Below are 20432 nucleotides of genomic sequence, written 5' to 3' on the forward strand. Positions count from 1 at the left end.
AGCTTGGCTTGCCAACAAACCCATTATACAATGAAACAAGTATACTATTTTTTTATTACACTTTTGTGTATCGTTAGCCTTGAGGCATCGGGGCAACACCAGTACAAAATCAACACGGTTTTATCTAATTACGATAACCTTTCAGAGGTAGCTATAGATGCCCAGAACAATGTATACATAGCTGACCGGACAAATAATAAAGCGTACCGTTTGGATGCCATTACCTGGATACTGCGGGCAATATCTATATAGCAGATTATGAAAATGGCGAATTAGAAAGGTAGACATCGCCACTGGGGTGATCTCTACCAAAAAAATCATGGGCGATGTTTGGGACATAGTTTTGGATGCCAACAACAATCCAGAATAGCAGTAGACGCATTAGGGAATGTTTATTTTGTAGACTGGAGTAATCATGCCCTGCGCAAGCTTACTCCTTTGTTTCCCCTTTGGAGGTAAAGCAGGGGGCGGCGGTGGTGGCCAACAAAAGCAAGGTTGATTTTGGCGGTGAGCTTTAGTAGCAGCAATTCATCGGTGGTAATTGTTTCGGGCAACTTGGCAGTTGTGGTAGGGGCAGGTACTGCCACTATTACGGCAGCCCAGGCAGGCAACGAAAAGTACGCATCTGCGCCCGCCATTGCTCGTACATTGACGGTGACCAAAAAAGCCCAAACCATCAGTTTTAGCTTGGGCAGCGATGCCACTAAGAATATGGGTGATGTTGCTTTTGCCCTTAATGGCACTTAGAGCTTTAGTTTTATAAGAAAACCCTGCATCAATGCCTCGAAAAGTGCTTGTCAAATATGAGAATACCCTGAAAATATCCTTTAAGGAATGGTGTAAAAATAAATTTCTATAGTTTAATAAAAGATGAGGTTAAGAATGTAAATTTATTTTGGTACCATTCCTAAGGAACGATGCAAAAATAAAGTTCCATAGTTTAAGGAAATATTTTTTGGTCAAGCGAGGCCAAAAAACGCGGCATAGCCATAGCTATGGCAAGTTTTTTTAACGAAGCATGTCCAAAAAAGATGAGGTTAAGAATGTAAATTTATTTTGACACCGTTCCTAAGAAGGTTATTTATTTTTGATCAAAATATAAAGCAAGCCCTGCCCGGTCAGTTCCAGGCAAGGCTTTGAGTGAGTCAACAATCTAAATCAACAAACCCTATTTATCACCATCGCCCCCCAACGTTTTAAACAACTCGGAAAGGTCTGCCAACACCTCAGGGTCACGCAGTTTAGAATCTGCCGAAAGCGCCTCCAAAAGATTACCCAAAGCACTGACGGGTATATCGCCACCTGTTTGCACATTGACAGAGTTTTGCATAAAATCAGTGGGTTTAAGTGCATCGCTCCCCGACAAGTTGCTGCCAGCATTGCCCGTAGCTACGGTAATATCAGGTGCTCCACAATTACAGGGAGATTCAGACCAGTCCCAAAACACCTCATCGTTTACCTTTTCGCAAGTATTGCAATGCCCCAAAATACCCTCAGAGAAAATCCCACGTGTAGGCATTGTAATATGTTCTTTGGTAATAATCGGAGTTTGTGCTTGCAAAGCATAGTCCGACACTTTAAACGCCACACAATTGCCCTGAATGGCAATGGGCTCGTTTTTAATCTGATTGATCAAGGGCTCTCCATTAGCTATTACATTTTCAAAACGAATCGCCCTTTCGTCGGCATCTTCATACAGCCAAATCGCCTTATTGTAGTGCAACTTATTGCAATTGAGGTGTCTGAGCAGCCTTTGCGTACAACAAGCTTGGTTGGCGTTTGTACCTGTGCCAGGTGTTCCTGCTCCTGGAACATCTTCCTCGTATTCATACGTGGTACGTTCGGGGCTGGTCTGGTATGTTTTTCGGTCAGATTTTGCCATACTTACATTGTTGCCATTGTTCAGCAAAGAAAACAAGCCCCCTATTTCAACTGTGGTGTAATTGACTTTGATGTGGTCTAGTATAAATTTAGCATCTGTCCATTCATCAGGTTCGCTTCTGAGAGTAATCTGTTGAATATCGCTTACCTTTACCGGGCTCGACAAGTTAAATGCAAACGAGTAAGTTTTCCCTTTTTCATACCTCTTTTTGCCTGGCTTTTTGGTGCCTATAGGCTCCAGCGGGTTGCCGTGGATTACTTCGTTTAGCCCAGCCACCGTAATCTCCAGGTACAGTTCCCCGTCAAAAGGCGACCCTGTCGTATCACCTATTTTTATTTCCCCCTCAATTCGTTGCGTATACAAGTCGCCCACCACTGGAGTGGTGCCACCCCCCCCATTTGAAGTGCCTTCACACAAAAACGATTTTTCCAAGGCTTGAAAGCAAGGCAGCAAAGATGGATCGAGCAAGGCACTTTTTAGCAAATGTTGATAACGAATCACATTTTCTTCAGTAAACCCATTGTTTTCATATTTTACCCAATAAATATCTCCTTCACCTATAAAAGTGTTTTGGATAAGGTAGTGTTGTATTACCTGGTAATAAAACACATTGAGGGTGTGGCAATGGTTGTGGTTGCAAATGGCGCGGGTGATCACGCTTTCCTGCTCTACCTGATTGGCCTCCATCACTATAGAGCTGCTATAACGACGGGCAAGGTTGGCCCTTTGTTGGATGTTGTCTACCATGCTTTGGGTAGACTCGGCAGCAATCTGACGGCGCCCACTGCTATAGCCAATGCCAACATTTACAAAGCTGGTAACGGCAGAAGACAAAGCTCCTCCCAAACCTATAGTTGCTCCTTTTAGGGGAATGCTTGCATTGCCGCTGGCAGAGGCTTTATTGCTATTGCCTACCCCTGTTTGCACACCCAACGAAAAGGAGCGCTCCTGAAGACTGGCAGACAAAACCTCTTGGGCAAACAAGCTACGGTTGTATTGACTGATGTAGGTCTCTTGATAAAAATTGTTTTCCTGGCGGTAAGCCTGTTCCTGTCTTATCCAGTCGATGACCGCAATGCGTACTGACTCGCAGGGAGCCAGCGTAACAGAATAAAGCAGTTCGCCCAGCGAGTAGCCTTTGGGAATGATGTCAAGCTTGTATTCCTGAAGCTTGCCTTCTCCTATAGCCACTACCTTTACTTTTTCACTACAATCACTATTGGTCAAAGAGGCTATAGTGACATTCTCAAGAGGCGCATTTTTCTTGACAATTTCGCCATATTGATAAGTGTAGGTAGTGTTGTGTGCTGGAATTAAGCGAGCACAATCGCCATTGCCCAGCGTAAGCTCAGGTTGGGTAGCCAACGACCCAGGAGAGATGTGATAATCCAATGGGTCAGGGTTTTGAATGCTAAGAAAACTTTGGTTTTTACCGCTTGCAATCATGCTTCTGATGTTAACGGCATCATTGTATGTCAGCTCTATGCCCGACATATTTCCCTGTTTATGTAGCAAAGGGAAAACATCTTGTGCCAAGTGGTCAAGCCCCAGTGGAGCCAGCGAAATTGCCTTGATTTCTGAGTGAGGTTCTACCACAAATTTAAACGAAATATAACCGTTCGAATCGGTAGAAAGTATGCCCAGGTGATGTTCTTTGCCATCGGCATAAATGATTTTTGCCACCATCGGCAGTTTTGCAATGGCTTGGTTGTTTGCGTCGTTGATAAACGCGCGAAGGCTTTGGTTGAAGGTGGTTTTGCCTAAAGCCTGGTTGATATGAGGTTTTTGCATAAAAATGTAATTTTAAATATTAGTAAAACTATAAAAATAACCTCATCCATTTGGATTACTTTATTTTCTCCGTTTTACTTAGAGATTTGTAATCGTAGAGATTACGTAGTTGCTGATATAGTATGAGCAATGGCAAAAGTGTCCCTCAAGATTTATTTTTTTTTGGTGCAGGTAGAGAATGTTTGATAAGCGCTTGTTTAAAAACGAGTTTGTTGTTTGAATTTCAATGGTGAAACAGCACTTGCTACGCGCTGACTTCGTTAACTGTAGGCTTTGAGCCCCAGAAGGCTTGCCTTGGTTATGACTACGCCTGCAGATTTTACACCAAATTCGGATGACTGTATTTTTTCCGTTTTACTTGGGTAAGTAGCAGCAAGTCCTTAGATACCGATGAATATCGGTGCAATTAACTATAAGCCATAAGTAGAGATAACTATCTCATAATGTGATAGTTATACTTGAATATTAGGTGTATTTAATTTTGTCTTGATACATATTTCTTTAAAATAGTCCATAGTATTTAGTCGATAGGTATACTATGATAGTGAAACAGGTATCACGGCTGATTTTAGCGGCAACAAACCGCGCTTTACCAAGGTAGACAAGGGCGATGAACCCATTGATGCCAAAGAAATATTTGCCTTGATCAAAAGACGCAAAGAAGCCGAAGACCCCCGTTTTACGGAAAGCTTTCCTTTGCGCACTACTACCAGTGGGGGCGAACCTGTGATCTTTGAAATACCCCACCCCAAACGTACCCATTATACCGAGTTTGAGTACTTGATTTATACCGGAGTATCGGCAGATTTTAGTGGTACCCAACCCGTGTTTAGCGCCGGAACTCACCCTTTGTCTACCCGCGATGTATACGCCCACATTCAGCAAAAGCTCAAAGAAGGTGACCCACGTTATACAGGCTATTTTAGCAAGGTGCAATACACCGACGATGAGCACCGCCAAAAGATCAACTTTGTGATTCAAAACCCATCGGGTACATGAGTAATAGAGTATGTGTTTCCGAGTAAGCAACCCAAAGCTGACCCCAACAACGAATATATAGGTTCGGTAGCATTGCTTGATGCCTTGGTAAATGCCCAAGAAGGCATCAGACTGCACAGTACCCCTGACACTCAAGACAGCGATTATCAATTAAAGCAAGGCATTGCGAGCAAAGTATACCCCCAAGGCACCAAAGTAACCATTATAGGCTATGGCAATGAGGAACACGAAGGTTGGGCATTGATACAAATTGTGGAGGACAACGGCAAAACTCAAACGGGATGGATAGAGGCCCGTTACCTCAAACAAAACATCCCTGACCCCCAAGCCATTTTTACCAAACGCAAACACGAGGTAAAAAAAGGGGAAACCCTGGAGAAGCTGCTCATGCAAGAATACGGTGCCACCTACGACCTCAAGGTAGGTGACGACTTACGCACCATTGCCGAGGCTTTTGCCAACCTCAACAAAGACAACCCTGGGGTATATTACACCGGAGAAGGGGGCAGTTGGTGGCGCGATTTGTTAGACCCATCTATGAAGCCTGCCCGTGACCTATACCAAACCATCCGGATCAAGAAAGACCATACTGTAAGGCTGCCTTCTACTGAGTATATCAATGACTTGAAAAAAGCGGGTAAATTAAGCCAACGTAGCGATATACACAACCTTGCCATTGAATTTGGCAAAGGTTCTACGGGCTTTTTGTTAGGCTTTAATTTTGGTTTGCTCAAAGGGGCGTATGATACTGTTACAGGTTTGGTAAAGCTCATTTATCAACTCTTTACGGGCGAGTTGTACGCGATGTTCAAGCAGCTATTTAGTATGTCCTGGGATGACGTACAAAAGCTATTTGGAAAAATACTGGGTGACTTTGAAAAAAAATGGAATGCCCCTAACCCCTACGATAAATGGTTTTTCAGAGGGCAGGTACTAGGGCAAATCGTGTTTGAAATAGCCCTTGCTATACTGAGTGCGGGCGGTGGCTTGGTAAAAAACCTCGCCAGGATTGAGAAGTTGGTGCCGATTATCAATAAGTTTCAAAGCTTGAAGAAGGTAGTAATTACTGCTGCTAAAAGTAAGTTGGGCAAGGCTGAACAAGCAATGTTGGAGAAAAATGGACTTGAATGGCTATTATTTTGGCGGAGAAAGAAAAAAGATAACCTCACAGATATTGATAACTTGCCAAAATTGGCTGATGCAGTACTGGAAAAGGGTGTAAAAGAGGCTTTACAAAAGAACCTTAAGTTAAGCGATTCAAAAATGAATCAAATTATTAAGCAACTAAAAACAGAAGGAGGAGGAGAAGCACTTGCGAAACGAATTGTAAAAGGTGATCATAATACCTGCCCTGGTTATTATGACCTAATGTCAAAACTTAAACAAAAAGGGGAACTAAACGTAGCCAAAACCACCCAAGCATTAAATGCCGCTGATGACCTGAAAGCCAAAGGGTTTAAGGATATATTCTTTGAACGTGATACACAAAAATGGGGATACGATGCTGATGTTGGTGCAGTAGTCATAAAATCAGGTTTGGATAAATCTGTTATTTATCAGCTAAAATACGTTACAAGCAATAAAAAACTGTTCGACAATATTAAAAAAGGGTTAGCACAATTTTCAAATGCACCAAGAGAATTTAGAAAAGTTATTGATATTAGGATGGTAAATATGACATACAAGGAGTTTGTGAAAAGTAACAGGTTGAAGGCTATAAAAGCTCAAAAATCAGATGGTAAATTTGGTGGGGTCAAGATTCACCTTACTTTTAAAGATGGTGTAACAAAAAAATACTAGATTAAATATGATTATCAAAAGAATTACTCAAGGACAATATGGAGTAGCTGAATGGTTTTATGATTTTTTTGAAGCGAGCATGGGGATTATAAAAAACTTCAACCCTGCTTGTGATAATGAAAAAGACAATAGGTTAAGTATACTTGATGTTATATTAAATACATTACGTGAGTTGCATCTATTTACATTGACAGATATAGAAATCAGTTATTTTGATCAACCAAAAAAACACGATACAACGGAAGAGCACATACAAGTAAGTAAAAATGAAATAATAGATATTAAAAAACTATTGTTGCAATACTCTAACATACATAATCTACTACCTATAAGAGACTTATACCTGATGGGAAGCTCAGAGATTTTCCAAGAAAGTGGGCATAAAACCTCCAAAGGTATTTTCACTATACAATTTAGTTACGAGGGAATAAGAATTATCACCGATGCAGATATATGGCTACCTTATAACTTACTAGCAGAGCCTCAACCAGAAATATACCAATTGAATGCTCCAAGGCTAAAAAATGCATTAGAAAAGATTGAACAACTTACTGGCATTGAGCCTGTGTATGACAATACAAAATACGCTAGAGTAAACAAATATGAGCTAGAAAATAGAATGGATGATGAAGACCAACCCGAAGAAGTAATTGAGAGGCAGTATTTAAAGGATTTATAAGGTAATGTTTAGTTCAAGTCAGGCATTGATTAATGTCTGGTTTTGTACCCTTTATCCAAGGGTGACCCTGTGCTTTTACCTACAAAATTCTTTATTACAAGAGAAGAAGCATTGTTAGCAATAGAAGAGTTTGTTAAAACAGGTGAAAGAACAAATCAAATTACTTGGGGCAAAGAAAGTGAACAAAACTGGCACTATGGCTATGTAGATGAAGACGAATAAATAGCTTGTTACTAATACAATACTCCGCAGTGATTTTAGCCAAAGTTGACTACTGATTACCTTCGTTGAGCACCGATATACATCGGTATCTAAGGACTCGCCAGAGGCTCGGTTATCAAATGGTTATAAGTTTAAAAACTATTTAATTACGTGTTTAGACGTAAAACTGAAACCCTTTGAAAAATAAAGTAGGTAAACAACTTTAGTATAAACTACTGATTTACAGGGTTTAATAAGGTGAACATTTACTCGAATCAGCTATGGACTAAATACTATGGACTATTGTAATAGTTATTTATAGCTCAAAGGTTCATATACTTTTGGGCTTTTTTTGTTTGAATACTCCTTTACTCAAACTAGAGGCATTCCTAGCCCCCTATGCAAGACAGCCTATTCCTTCACCAGCACCACCTGGTCTTCATAAATTTTGTTGAGCTGAATAATACATTCGTTCCAGGTTTTAAAACACTCTTTAGGGATGATGCCATCGCCTACCACTATCTCTTTGACATACAGTATTTTACCTTGCTTCTGTTCAAACTTTACTCTAAATGAAAATTTATGGTGCATAAACTCCATATTGGTGGGCAAGTGTTTTATTTTATAACCCTTGGGTATGTTCAGCGTAATGTTGGTCAGGTTGAGCACCTTCTCCGGAAACTTTACATAAGACAAGCGGTTGGTGTCTATAATAGAGGCTTTGTATTCTTTAGCATAATCAATATCAATGTACAACTCATTGCCAAACTCGTTGACCTGTGCCTTGTTTTGGAAACGATACTGAATCTCGAAAGGCTGTTCGCGGTTGTTTACATTGCTGGTTTGACTCGATAGCACCTCAAAGTTTGGGTTGCGCGACGAAATCACCCCTTTGATAAACCGAGAGCGGCGTTGGGTAGGGGTCGTGTGCAAATAGTAAAGCAACATTTGCTTGTTTTCGCCCGATAGTTCCATGCTGCCTTTGCCTTGTAGCGCCCCATCCTTGATAAAAGCTTTTTGGGTGCCAATCACCAGGTTGCGGGTATTGCTCAATACAGGCACTTTGTCCAAAATATATTTATCTCCATTTTCTATCAAAATCGGGCGCCCCTGAATACGTTCGGCATAATCGCCCAAGGCATTGAACTTTTCGGTGGCATCTAAAATATACCGTTTGCCCTTGAGCCATACTGTGCATACCATGTGGTTATCTACCGCCAGCGAAGGAATAGAGTAGTCGTAAGCCAAATGATTGGTACCTATCCAGGTAAGGCGCGCATCGTAACCCGCCAGCTTGAGCAACGCCTTGGTAAGGTTGGCCATGCCCTTACAGTCGCCATACTTTTGGTCAAACACCTTATTGGCCGATTGAGGTTTAAATCCGGCAATGCCGTCTTCAAAAGCAATGTAACGGATGTTGTCTTGCACCCAATAGTAGATTGCCTTGATTTTATCCAAATCGCCTTGTTTGCCCTCTATAACGTGCCTAAGCAAAGGGCGTAGATTTTGGGGATGGTTTTTTACCTGATCGGTCAGGCTTGAATACCAGGCGTACAAATCATCGGTAGAAGCCAACAAAGTCTGACGTTGTTGATTTTTGGTAAAGCTTTTGGCAAGCACTAATATATGTGGGTACACGTGCGAGTTGCCCGGCATAAAATGTTCTCTGGAAAGTGCAGTCAGGTTGTGTGCCTCGTAAGTGTGTTGCCATGCTTTGCGATGGGCAAGGTATTTTTTTGTTTTCGAAACCGCAAAAGGCTCAAAGTTAAACTCCTTTAGTTCTACCTCCATCCATTCGGGTATGATAAAAACAATCTTTTTGGTGCTGGTGGGCAAATCTTCGTGAAAATAGACACTTGTGAGGTATTTTACATCATTGTATTGTTTAAGAGTTTTGAGACTCAGCGTTTGTCCAGCGTTTTTGAACTCCAGTGGGTAACGACAAATTTGGGCATCGGAATAAAAAATTCCCTGAATAGAGTGATTGCCACATAGTACTGTACCCATTTTTTGCAATTGTCCGTCGCTATTGAGGCATTCTGCCTTGACAATACGCGAGTGTTGGTCGTAAAACTTGGCGCGGTAAAGCGTTTGTTGTGGCTCAAGTCCGATTACCCGGTCAAGGGTGAGTTCTATTACCTGGGGCAGTTGGTAGTGTTTGTCCCAGACAAACTCATAGGTAATGCTAGACTCTAGCAACATAGATGACAATGAGGCAGGAGATGCCTGGCGGTATGTTTTATTTTGGCCGATAATGGCACCAGGTAAAAAGCTAAAACATAAAAGGAGCAGGTAAAAGTGTAATATTTTCATAGGATCAATCGCGTTTGTTGGTAAATAGACTAATTGTCGGCTTTGTATGTCGTATAGCGTGATATAAGCGTTGGGTACAAATTATGCAAAAAAATAAAATATAAAAGGAATGTTTTGTATAAAACGTATATGATAAAATAATTGTTGGTAATAAGGCTTTTGTTTGGCTTTTTGCGGTTGTTTATGACAATATGACATACTGCCTTGTTTGGAATAGGTTTTGAACACAGCCATTTTAATCAAAAAAACACACTACCAGGTATGGGGGCATAAGCCCCAAAAAATGCGTGGTAGTTTGGTAAAAGAATCTAAAAAAAAGGCTTAAAAATCATGCAAGAAAAAGGAACAATTTCCGTAAGCACCGAAAATATCTTTCCTATTATCAAGAAGTTTTTGTATTCTGACCATGAAATCTTCTTGCGAGAGTTGGTAGCCAACGCAATGGATGCCAGCCAAAAGCTCAAAAGACTGGCGGCTATGGGCGAGTACCAAGGCGAAGTAGGCGAGCTAAAAGTACAGGTAAGCATCGACGAAGAAGCAGGAACGATTACCGTGAGCGACGCCGGTATTGGAATGACTGCCGAAGATATTAAAAAGTATATCAACCAGGTGGCGTTTTCTGGGGCTACTGAGTTTATAGAACAATACAAAGACAGCGAACAAGGAGACAGCAAAGAAATTATCGGACACTTTGGTATGGGTTTTTACTCTGCTTTTATGGTGGCCGAAAAAGTGAAAATTGTATCGCTTTCGCATAAAGAGGGTGCCGAGGCTGCCCAGTGGGAATGTGAAGGCAGTACTGAATTTGAGATTTCGCCAGGAGAAAAAAAAGAACGCGGAACCGATATTATATTGCAGGTAGCTGAAGACTCTAAAGAGTTTTTGAACAAGGCACGTTTGCGTGGTATCTTAGACAAGTATTGCAAGTTTTTACCTATTACTATAGAGCTCGATGGCGAACAAATCAACAATACGACGCCTATCTGGACAAAGTCGCCCAGTGAACTAAAAGACGAAGACTACCTTGCTTTCTTCAAAGAGTTGTACCCCATGTCGCCCGACCCATTGTTTTGGATTCACCTCAATGTAGACTACCCTTTTAACTTGACAGGGGTGTTGTACTTCCCAAAAATCACCAACAACTTTGACCTTTACAAAGACAAAATCCAGCTGTATTCTCGTCAGGTATTTATTACTGATGAAGTAAAAGACGTAGTGCCTGAATTTTTGATGTTGTTGCGTGGCGTCATCGATTCGCCAGACATTCCATTGAACGTGTCGCGTAGTTACCTGCAATCTGATGCCAACGTGAAAAAGATCAACGGCTATGTTACCCGTAAAGTGGCAGACAAGCTAGAGGAGTTGTTCAAAAAAGACCGTACTGCTTTTGAAGAAAAATGGGAAAGCGTTGGGTTCTTTGTAAAATATGGCATTCTAAGCGACGAGAAGTTTTATGACAAGGCAAAGAATATATGCTTGCTCAAAAACAGTGAAGGCAAGTACTTTACCCTGGACGAATACCGTGAGCACATTCAGGCGGCACAAACCGATAAAAACGAGAATGTGGTATACTTGTATTCTAACGACCCCGACAAGCAAGATGCCTATATCAGTTCGGCACGCAAACAAAACTACGATGTGTTACTCTTAGACAACCAAATGATTGATAGTCATTTTGTGGGTTCTTTAGAGTCTAAAATACCCAACTCAAGCTTTAAACGGGTAGATGCCGACACGATGGACAAACTGATAGATACAGGTACTGAAAAAGAAAGTGTATTGTCGGAAGAGGAGACTACCAAAATCAAAGAAATATTTGAGAAAACACTGAACAACAATGCGTTGAATCTGCAGGTAGAAGCACTGCCCACCGACGAGTTGCCAGTGGTAATTACGGTGCCTGAGTTTATGCGTCGAGCGCAAGAAATGGCAAAAACTAGCGGAATGATGGGCTTGGGCGAGTTTCCTTCGGCACTTACGGTGTCTATTAATGGAAACCACAGCATTATTCAAAAAATATTAAAAGCTGAAGAAGAAGCGCAAAAAGCATTGGTATTGCAGGCTTATGACTTGGCGTTACTTTCTCAAAACCTGCTTTCCGGTGCCAACCTTACCAAGTTTATCGAACGAAGCGTAGAACTGGTTGGAAAGTAAACCACTGCCAAAACATTTTAGAGTTCTTTTCGAAATGCTGCCTCTTTCTGGGGGTAGCATTTTTATTTTCAAGACCTGGGTATACATGTCTAATGTTTATCAAGAAAGCAGGCACTGAGCAAGGGGCTTGCCCCTATAGCCTTCGATAAAGTAAAACTTAAGGCAAATAAAATGTTTGATGATTGAAATAAACCACATTAGTTTATTGGTTTTAATGAGGTTATTTGTGTAATTTAAGGTATAGTAAAATTAAATTTTGAATTACAAATAAAAGGTGTGTTTTTATACTGAGTCATGTCTTTGTATAATTAATTCATAACGATTAAAAGTTGTGTGTTTAAAACAGTGTAAAATGAATGTGTAATACAAACCAATCAGGCCACACAACTTATTATTTACCTGTAGGGCAGGTCACTTTGTCATTACCTTTATCCAATTGTTTTCCTGTTGAATTTATAATGCATAAAAAAGGTTGATCATTGCTGACCAACCTCACTTAAGTAAAACGGAAAAAATAAAATGAGCCAAATTTGGTGCAATATTTTAGTTTCAGGCGATTGAAAAAATATTTGCATAGCCAAAGCTATGGACATATTTTTTCAAGAAGTCTGGGGCTATAAGATTAGTCAAATGGCTCAGGTTATTTTAGTAGTTTTACTAACCAATAAAAATTAGCCTTTGGTTGTTAGTTCCAAAAAGCAAACAATGTGTTTACATTGCCCTCTGTAGAATTGTTATAACGGTTGATGATGTTATTACGCCATCCATTCCAGGTTTTTTGCCCTCTTAAGGCATCCTCAATCTGACTAGGCGTATAACCCGATACATTGTCTTGGCTAGTGTTTTCAGAACCATTATTTACATCACTGTTTCCGTCAATCAAATCTACTACAACCTGAGTGTAGCGAGGTCTGATAGTAGCACCGCCTCGGTAACCAGGATACTCTACACGAGTCAATATCCACTGTACACCCCTTGCCCAAGACTCTTTTACTTTACTTTCTGAGTCATCAAAATCATTCCTTTTCAGGTCCCAGTGCGAAGCATGTGCCAACTCATGAATAGTAGTACCGTAAATGTCACGACTGTTGCGCTGTGGGTTATACATCTTTATTTGGTTACCCAATCCTAAAAATCTTCTTTCTTCAGAGTGCGAACCGTTAATGTCGCTGTTGCTCTCATTATAGGCACGAATTCTCATTTTAGTATTCAGTGTGCCGTTTTGAGGAGGACGTCTCAAACCCTGAATGTCGCGGTAGTAATAGTGGTATGCGGCTCTAAAAATAGTAGCATAAAACTCTTGCCCACCATTTCTGATGTCGAGGTTCCAGTTACCTTTGCGTTTTGGACCATTGTACTGGGCGTCGTTGAGTGCTCCCTGGCGAATAGTAAACTGGTAACGCTCCCATTTGATCAGGTAGTTGGCATCTCTCTTAAAAGTGCCATCGCAAGAGTAATTACCCTGGCTGTTAGTAATACCTTTGTGCGTAGTAAACCATCTTCTGGCTTTTACTTCTACTCCCTGTAGTGCTACAAAAGTGTTTAGGTTGTCGTCCCACACGCGAATTCTTCCGGCAGGGCGCCAGCTCTTGGCTGTAGTTCTGCCAATGGTAGTAGTGTTCAGGTTGTTGGTGATGCGCAATGCCTCGTTTACCAAAGCATCTGCTACCTCGGTGTCAGCCACACGTTGGTTTTTGCCCTGGTCATCGTTTGTTGCATCAGGAATAAAAAGCTGAGCCAACACTTTGTATTTAATACCAGCTGGCAACTCCTGATCAACCTTTACGGCGCAGTACTGGTAAGTAGGTTGTCCTACAGGTATGCTAGGGTCGTGGTAAAAGCTTCCCTGTTTTGTCACTTCCCGGTCGAGTGGGTAATCGTACAAATCCAATAATTCGTCGTTTTTCAACGTAGTAAGTTCTTCGTCGTTGGCAGGTTTAAAACGAACGTAAAGGTGGGTAGGAGCAATTTTTAAGGCGGCTATAGCCGGACTGTTTACTTTTAAGTTGCTCCAGGCTTTGCGCATGTTTTCTACCGAGTAAGGGTTGTCTAATTGTTTGCCTAATTGTGTCATACTTGACTTGTCTTTTTCACTGAGCATACTCGGAGGAGTAGGTTGTTCTTGTTTTTTACAAGCCCACATCGTTCCCAATATTGCTACTGTAACAATGGCAAGGAACAAACGGTTTTTTGTTTTCATTCTGTAGTTAATTAATACTTGTTGTTAATGTGTGCCCAAACCTATACAAGCATTTTTGAGAATTTTACCCACTTCTTATTTTTATATGATTATTTTTTCGATAAAATTCGGGGTTTTTCACTATTAAATGTCCAAGTTGTACTATTACGATTTTTTAGGGTGAAATGCCTCTTGAGTAGACAAGGTAAGTATCAGCACTAAAAGAGATGAATAGCCAGATAGTCATAAATTATTTTGTTTTGAGCCTATTGAGTTAGGGGTGGCGTTACAGCTTGCCATACTTGTAGTAATAAACCAATTGGCTGTTCAAACGGTTAATCAAAAAAACCGATGCATTGGCAACCATTGAATTCAATGATGAAATACATAATCATAGCAATCATGATGACTTTCACTTCAACAATCCCTTCAAAAATAATTTTCAACTTTGACAAAAATGTCGATATCCAGGCTTGGCGCATTGTAGATGATGTAGTAATGGGGGGCAATTCTTCGGGAACTTTTAAACTTAGCCCAGAGGGTTTTGGGGTGTTTGAAGGAACAGTATCGTTAGAAAATAACGGAGGTTTTTCATCGGTAAGGTATCAGTCGGGCAAGGTAGCAGTAGCAGACTACACCAAGGTAGTAATCAAGCTAAAGGGAGACGGAAAAAAGTATCAGTTTCGGCTGAAGTCCAATGCCAACGACTACTATTCTTACATTACTACCTTTACTACTTCGGGCGAGTGGCAAGAGGTGAACATTTTATTAAAAGATCTGGCACCTTCGTTTAGAGGGAGAATGTTAGATATGCCCCACTTTTCTTCAAAGGCATTTGAAACTTTAGCTTTTTTGATTGCCAATAAAAAAGCAGAAAAATTCAGACTGTTAATTGATCGTATAGTATTGAAGTAGCCAATGCTACGAAGTGGGTCAAGCAAATATAAACAGCCTTGTTTGTGTCATAGGCCAATGCCAAAACCGTACAAAGCCCTGATACCTATGGTATACACTCCGTTGAGTTCTGGGGTAAGTGTAGAGTAGCCTTCCAGAGTTACCACACCACTGCCTACCTTCATTCTACCCCCCAGGTGTAAATAAATGCCTTGCAAAGGCACAGTAGCTTTGCTATAATCGGGCGTAATGGTAGGGTCGGCAATTACACTTTCGGTAATGCGGTTCAGCATACCGTTGTTCACAAGGTGTATGTTAGAGTAACTATAGCCTATGCCTACAAAACCACCAAATTGTTCAAACGAGTTTTTGGTAGCACCTGCCCCCAGATTGAGGTTAAACGACAGGGTAGACATAAATGCCCAGGATTTTTTTTCAAAACTGCTAGACAATAAATTGCCAAATAAAAAATCGTTGTTGAGGTTGATAGAAAAACTACTGCTTCCTTCGCCATCTTCTTCAAAAAAGTTGAAACGAGGTGAGTAAGATATGCCCGGAAAATATTGGGCATCTTTTACCTCTGCCAGGTTTGTGTTTTGTGTATTGACTCCATATTCATACCTCAAAAACAAATTACTTACCCCCGCTTCATGCATTACTTCTATGCTGGTTTGCGCCTGGAGTGTGGGCAAAAAAACAATGGTAATAAAGAGTAACAGTACACTTAGTTTTTTCATCGTATTTATACTTAAAGCTTTTCATTGCAAATAAGTGCACATCTGCCAAACTGAAGGGTTTATACTTAGGAAAACGCAAAAAATGAGCAAACTACTATTATTCTATAATTGAATTTGCTTGCTTCAGCTTTAATACCTGCTCAGGTACATGTTGGTCAAACTTAAAGCCAATCAATAAAACATCATCTATTTGTGTACCTTTTCCAATCCAGTCCAGCAGAGTTTGCTCATATACTGCTTTTTGCTTTTCAAAATCTAATTGGTGGTGATCCAGCAACATTTGACGCAAACGTTTGCCCATAAATTTTCTTTTTTCAGGTCCTCCAAACTGGTCTTGGTAACCGTCTGAAAACATATAACATACCGTAGTATGGTCAAGGGCAATGGTATGCTTGGTAAAAGTGCGTTCGTCTTTGTTGATCACCACATCACCAATTGGGTAACGGTCTCCCTTGATGGTGTGCAGCTCGCCTTGCTGAATATACACCAAAGGGTTTTTGGCTCCCGCAAAATGCAATTGTTGGGTAGCTGTATCTATTACTATCATTGCCATATCCATACCGTCTTGATTGAGGGTGTCTTTTTGGCGCAACGAATCACGAATGCCTATGTGCAAGTTTTTGAGAATGAGGTCGGGTTCAGTGACCTGTTTTTGATTGACTATTTCGTTGAGCAACGCACTACCCACCATGCTCATAAAAGCCCCTGGTACACCGTGCCCGGTACAATCTATAGCAGCATACACCACTTTCTTGTCAACTACCCCAAACCAATAAAAATCACCACTGACAATTTGATAGGGACGATAATAAATAAACGACTGAGGAAGCACAGTTTTAATCAAAGTTTGGTCGGGCAAAATGGCTTGCTGAATGCGTTGGGCGTAGTTGATGCTTTCGGTAATTTTTTTGTTTTTGCTGCCTATTTGCTCATTTTTATTTCTTATTTCTTCGTTTTGCTGCTCAATTTCAAAGTTTCGTTCTTTTAGCTGATTGCGTTGTACAGTAAGCAACGCGTTGGTGCGTTTTTGTACTCGGTTGTTTCTATACAGCACAAATGCCAGCACCAGCAGCAATACGAGCCCCACCGTAATCGACGAAATCAAGGTGCGTTGTTGAGCCTTGTCCAGTTCTAGTCTATCTAGTTTTTGGCGTTGTTTGAGTAGTTGCAAGGCGCCATCTTTTAACTTTAATTGGTTGTTTTTAATTTCCAACTCCTTGATTACCAGACTATCGGCAAGCTTTAGGCGTATCGATTCTGCAATAAACAAACTGTCAGAAAGGCTGTCTTTGGCAAGTTCCAATAGTTTTTGAGCTATTTCACGTTGTTGTAGTTTTATTCCTGCACTTTTCAGGCGTTTATCTATAGCCTTTAGTTTGGCTTGTTTGGCAAGCAATTCCCGTTCCTTGGCTTTCAGCTCTACATCCTTGTCTTTAAGTTCATACTCTTTAGAGCTTAATTTGTCTTTGGTAGAAGTGGCAAGAAAAGTAAGATAATCGGTAAACTCTACATATAGCTTTTGATAATATTTGCGTGCTTTTCGGTAACGGCCCTTCTTTTTTTCGCGCAGTGTATTATAGGTAGGAATGGCATTTTCGGTCAAAAAGCGGTATACCTGCCATTTGTCTATGGCATTGTTACGGTATAGTTCACGGTAAATGTCATACGCTTTTTCGTAGTATTTGGCGGCCGCCAAGTAGTCATCGTGAAAAGACGCCGATAAATCGCCCAGGTTGGTATAAGCCATGGCCATGCCAGTAGTATAAGAAATGTCCATTGCCAGCCCCAGGGCACGTTTGGTATAACTCTCGGCTGCACTTGGGCTGCTCTTCTGGAGCAATCCCCCCAGTTTGTTCAATACATCTACTTGGTTATTGTCTTTTTTGCTTGCGTCTACCAGTATTTTTAGGCTGTTAATTTTATGGCTTTGTGCCCCAACCATTGCTGGAAAAAAAAATAGCACAATGGCAAACAACGCACCCAATAATTTATTTATCACATCTACAACTTTAAATTCGAAAGATTGCCCAAACGATTGTTATGAACTGAAGTTTATTTTGCCAAAAAAGACAAAAACTATACCCAGCCCTTGTTACACTATGCAGTTTTAAACTCCTTTGGGCGATATTTGTTGTTCGAAGCTTTTAGTTTTTTGTCTGAGTAATATCCATCAATAATTTTTTAAACTTATTGGTGTTGTAGGCTGCCATCCCAGTATGTTTTACTACGATTTTGCCTTGCGGTGAAATCACAAAAGTGGTAGGAATGGTTTTCGAACTATAAGCATGGGGCAATGGGGTTGCTTGAGTATACACCGGAAAATCGTACCCTTTACGTCGAATAAATCGGGCAGCTTTTTCAGGGTCGTCATCCAGCGACAGCATCACAAATTTGATATGTTTAGAATGTACTTCTTGGTACAATTGATAAATATCGGGCATTTCGGCAATGCAAGGAGGGCACCACGAAGCCCATATATTCAAAAAAACTGTTTTACCCCTCAGGTCGGCAAAGTTGAAAGGTTTGCCGTCCAACGACCGCAATTTAAAATTATAGGGAGCAGTCGTTTGTGCTTCTTTTTTGTGAGCGCTTGCCTGCACAAAGCCTGTTTTTAGTACCAGTTGCTGCATACCTGCCGCAAGGTCTTTATACCAACCAGTGACCCACAAAATCCCTATGATTACTAAAAGCACTGCCCATTCGATAAGCGCTCGCTTAAGCGATTTCTTTCTTTTCTTCTTTGATTGTTTTTCTTGATCCGTCATTCTTGATCTTCGATCTAATTACTACCACAAAACAAAGGCAATGGCGAAATAATTCATTACAGTAGCTACCTTTTATCTGCCTGTTATGCTACAGCAATACTCCGCAGTGATTTTCGTCAAAGTTGGTTGCTGGTGATCAGTTATTGATGAATTTAAAAACTATTTAATTGGGTGTTTAGGCGTAAAACCGAAACACTTTTAAAAATAAAGTGAGTAAGCAATCTTAATATAAAATACTGGTTTACAGTATTTAACAAGGTGAGTGTTTACTCGAATCAACTATGGACTATCGACTAAATACTATGGACTATTGCTACAGGTATTGGTTGTGATAAGCGACCACCTTTGCAAAAGACGCAAAGCACTTATACGGATTTATAATACATAAGTTGCTACCTATAAATACTGCTATTTTGAACTTGTAACCATTCTCTGAAATTACCGTTTAGACCATAGCTAACTGCTTGAAATATTGAGAATTATCATTTGATGTGTGTGCACGAAGTGATATTTTATATTGGTATATATAAGTTTATTATAAAAATAATACAAAATATTGAATGCAATGAATTACAAATGTCTGCTATTAAGTCTATTTATCTTTACGCTAATTGTTCATAACCAACTCATCGCCCAAACTGCCACTTATTCGCAATATCACCTTTCGCCTATGCAAACCAATCCGGCAATGATAGGCACTTATAACCAACCCCTTGCCTTGATGAGTTACCGTCAGGTAAGCCTGGGAAGTGGTTTGTTAGGCTCCAATACAGCCTTCGAGACACCTATGATTTCGTTGTTGTACCCCATAAAATCTAAGAATAAAGGAAGACTGGGCGGTACTGGTTTTTCGGTGATCAATGACCGGGCAGGTGGGGGAGGCACCCTGCAAACCACTGGACTACAGGCAGGATTTGCGTATAATCAGCAACTAGGCAAAACCCATTATTTAAGCATGGGGGTGCAAGGGGGATATTTTTGGCAAAACCTCAATACCTCTCAACTTACTACTGGGAATCAGTGGGTTGATGGACAGTTTTTGGGCGAAATAGCCAATAACGAAGCAATAGGGACAGCCCCTGTGAGTTTTCCTACGGCGAGTGCTGGTTTATATTGGTACTTTACCAATACCGATTCTACTTCTGACATAAAGGCTTACCTTGGAGTGTCGGGGCAAAACCTAAACCGTCCTGATGTATCTTTTAACCCCAACGAAAAAGAACTGTTGCCAATCAACCTGGTGGTGACAGGAGGCTTTACCGTATTTGACAATCAAACCATCAAAGTGATGCCCAATGTTCGGTGGGTAGAACGAGTAGGGCTAAGCCGACAGATCAACGCTGGTACTTTGCTTTGGTACCAGTTGGGCTCCCCCGAAGACAAACCTCAAACAAATGTAGGACTAGGTATGTGGTACAACTCGCACGGCATAGCCAATGTATCCTTTGAGTTTAACCAGCCCCATTATATGGTAGCCATTGGCTATGGTTTTGCGGCTACTAAAAGCGCCCCACAGGTCAATACCTTTGAGGTAAAGTTAGGGCTGAAAATTGGCAAACCTTATGTGAAAAACACTTTTGAACGAAAAAAACGACCAAAGAAAATTAAAGTAGTGCCCCAGGAAGAAAAGGTAGTGCCAGTGCCATCGGTAGCCACTAACAAAAAGGCTCCTGCTGAAAAGCACCTGGAGTTGTTGGCAAAGTCAGTGTATTTTGAATACAAAAAGAATTACCTGATCAATCCGGCAAAAGCATACCTCAATCAAGTGGTCAATGTATTGAAAAAATACCCGGAGATTAAGCTCGAAATACAAGGGCATACTTGTGACATTAGCCAGTCAGAAGCCAATAACCAACAATTGTCGGAAGATAGAGCGCAAAAAGTGAGGGCTTATCTGGTCAAAAACGGGATAAATGCCCAAAGACTCACTACTACTGGTTTTGGCTCAAAACAGCCTGCCTTCCCCAACGATGACTACTACAACCGGGTAAGAAACCGCCGGGTACAGTTTAAGGTAATCAAAGACAAAAAGTAGGAA

At 40.9% G+C, this 20432-nt stretch carries 15 protein-coding genes; 9 read left to right on the forward strand and 6 right to left on the reverse strand.

The genetic code is table 11. The features are described from left to right. Window positions 1-30: 30 nt before the first annotated feature. A complete protein-coding gene (locus Q0954_RS06825; RefSeq protein WP_299455321.1) occupies window positions 31-252 on the forward strand; it encodes a hypothetical protein in 222 nt (73 codons plus the stop codon). 249 nt (window positions 253-501) lie between these two features. Continuing rightward, a complete protein-coding gene (locus tag Q0954_RS06830; RefSeq protein ID WP_299455323.1) occupies window positions 502-747 on the forward strand; it encodes a hypothetical protein in 246 nt (81 codons plus the stop codon). Window positions 748-1168: 421 nt separating this feature from the next. On the opposite strand, the gene Q0954_RS06835 is transcribed toward Q0954_RS06830, so the two are convergent. Continuing rightward, a complete protein-coding gene (locus Q0954_RS06835; protein WP_299455325.1) occupies window positions 1169-3673 on the reverse strand; it encodes a hypothetical protein in 2505 nt (834 codons plus the stop codon). 642 nt (window positions 3674-4315) lie between these two features. Here Q0954_RS06835 and Q0954_RS06840 point away from each other — a divergent pair. The 4 genes from Q0954_RS06840 to Q0954_RS06855 all read left to right on the forward strand — a co-directional run bounded on the left by Q0954_RS06840 (window position 4316) and on the right by Q0954_RS06855 (window position 7373). Next, complete coding sequence (locus Q0954_RS06840; RefSeq protein WP_299455327.1) at window positions 4316-4672, forward strand: hypothetical protein; 357 nt, start codon at window positions 4316-4318, stop codon at window positions 4670-4672. A 12-nt stretch (window positions 4673-4684) separates the two neighbouring features. Further along, window positions 4685-6472, forward strand: coding sequence for an SH3 domain-containing protein (locus tag Q0954_RS06845; protein WP_299455329.1), 1788 nt, complete (start codon window positions 4685-4687; stop codon window positions 6470-6472). Between the two features lie 7 nt (window positions 6473-6479). After that, window positions 6480-7151, forward strand: coding sequence for a hypothetical protein (locus Q0954_RS06850; protein WP_299455331.1), 672 nt, complete (start codon window positions 6480-6482; stop codon window positions 7149-7151). A gap of 69 nt (window positions 7152-7220) precedes the next feature. After that, entirely contained in the window at window positions 7221-7373 is a 153-nt protein-coding gene (locus Q0954_RS06855; RefSeq protein ID WP_299455332.1) for a hypothetical protein, read from the forward strand. 390 nt (window positions 7374-7763) lie between these two features. Here the strand turns inward: Q0954_RS06855 and Q0954_RS06860 are convergent, their stop codons facing one another. Beyond that, window positions 7764-9665 carry a transglutaminase family protein gene (locus Q0954_RS06860; RefSeq protein ID WP_299455333.1) on the reverse strand — a complete coding sequence of 634 codons (1902 nt, stop codon included), beginning with the start codon at window positions 9663-9665 and terminating at the stop codon, window positions 7764-7766. A 330-nt stretch (window positions 9666-9995) separates the two neighbouring features. Here Q0954_RS06860 and htpG point away from each other — a divergent pair, with 330 nt between their 5' ends. Next, window positions 9996-11819, forward strand: coding sequence for a molecular chaperone HtpG (gene htpG, locus Q0954_RS06865; protein WP_299455334.1), 1824 nt, complete (start codon window positions 9996-9998; stop codon window positions 11817-11819). Window positions 11820-12504: 685 nt separating this feature from the next. Here the strand turns inward: htpG and Q0954_RS06870 are convergent. Further along, entirely contained in the window at window positions 12505-14019 is a 1515-nt protein-coding gene (locus tag Q0954_RS06870) for a hypothetical protein (protein WP_299455335.1), read from the reverse strand. Window positions 14020-14373: 354 nt separating this feature from the next. Here Q0954_RS06870 and Q0954_RS06875 point away from each other — a divergent pair, with 354 nt between their 5' ends. Then, on the forward strand, window positions 14374-14913 hold the full coding sequence (locus Q0954_RS06875; RefSeq protein ID WP_299455337.1) for a CIA30 family protein: 540 nt from the start codon (window positions 14374-14376) through the stop codon (window positions 14911-14913). Window positions 14914-14960: 47 nt separating this feature from the next. Here the strand turns inward: Q0954_RS06875 and Q0954_RS06880 are convergent, their stop codons facing one another. The 3 genes from Q0954_RS06880 to Q0954_RS06890 all read right to left on the reverse strand — a co-directional run bounded on the left by Q0954_RS06880 (window position 14961) and on the right by Q0954_RS06890 (window position 18394). Further along, a complete protein-coding gene (locus Q0954_RS06880) occupies window positions 14961-15629 on the reverse strand; it encodes a hypothetical protein (protein ID WP_299455339.1) in 669 nt (222 codons plus the stop codon). Between the two features lie 97 nt (window positions 15630-15726). Further along, window positions 15727-17628 carry a SpoIIE family protein phosphatase gene (locus tag Q0954_RS06885; protein WP_299455341.1) on the reverse strand — a complete coding sequence of 634 codons (1902 nt, stop codon included), beginning with the start codon at window positions 17626-17628 and terminating at the stop codon, window positions 15727-15729. Between the two features lie 145 nt (window positions 17629-17773). Beyond that, window positions 17774-18394, reverse strand: a complete 621-nt coding sequence (locus Q0954_RS06890) for a TlpA disulfide reductase family protein (RefSeq protein ID WP_299455343.1) — start codon at window positions 18392-18394, stop codon at window positions 17774-17776. A gap of 565 nt (window positions 18395-18959) precedes the next feature. On the opposite strand from Q0954_RS06890, the gene Q0954_RS06895 reads away from it, so the two are divergent. Continuing rightward, entirely contained in the window at window positions 18960-20429 is a 1470-nt protein-coding gene (locus Q0954_RS06895) for a PorP/SprF family type IX secretion system membrane protein (RefSeq protein ID WP_299455345.1), read from the forward strand. The last annotated feature ends 3 nt before the right edge of the window (window positions 20430-20432 follow it).

It is taken from the genome of uncultured Microscilla sp. (assembly GCF_947493425.1).
In the GTDB taxonomy this organism is placed as follows: Bacteria; Bacteroidota; Bacteroidia; order Cytophagales; family Microscillaceae; genus Microscilla.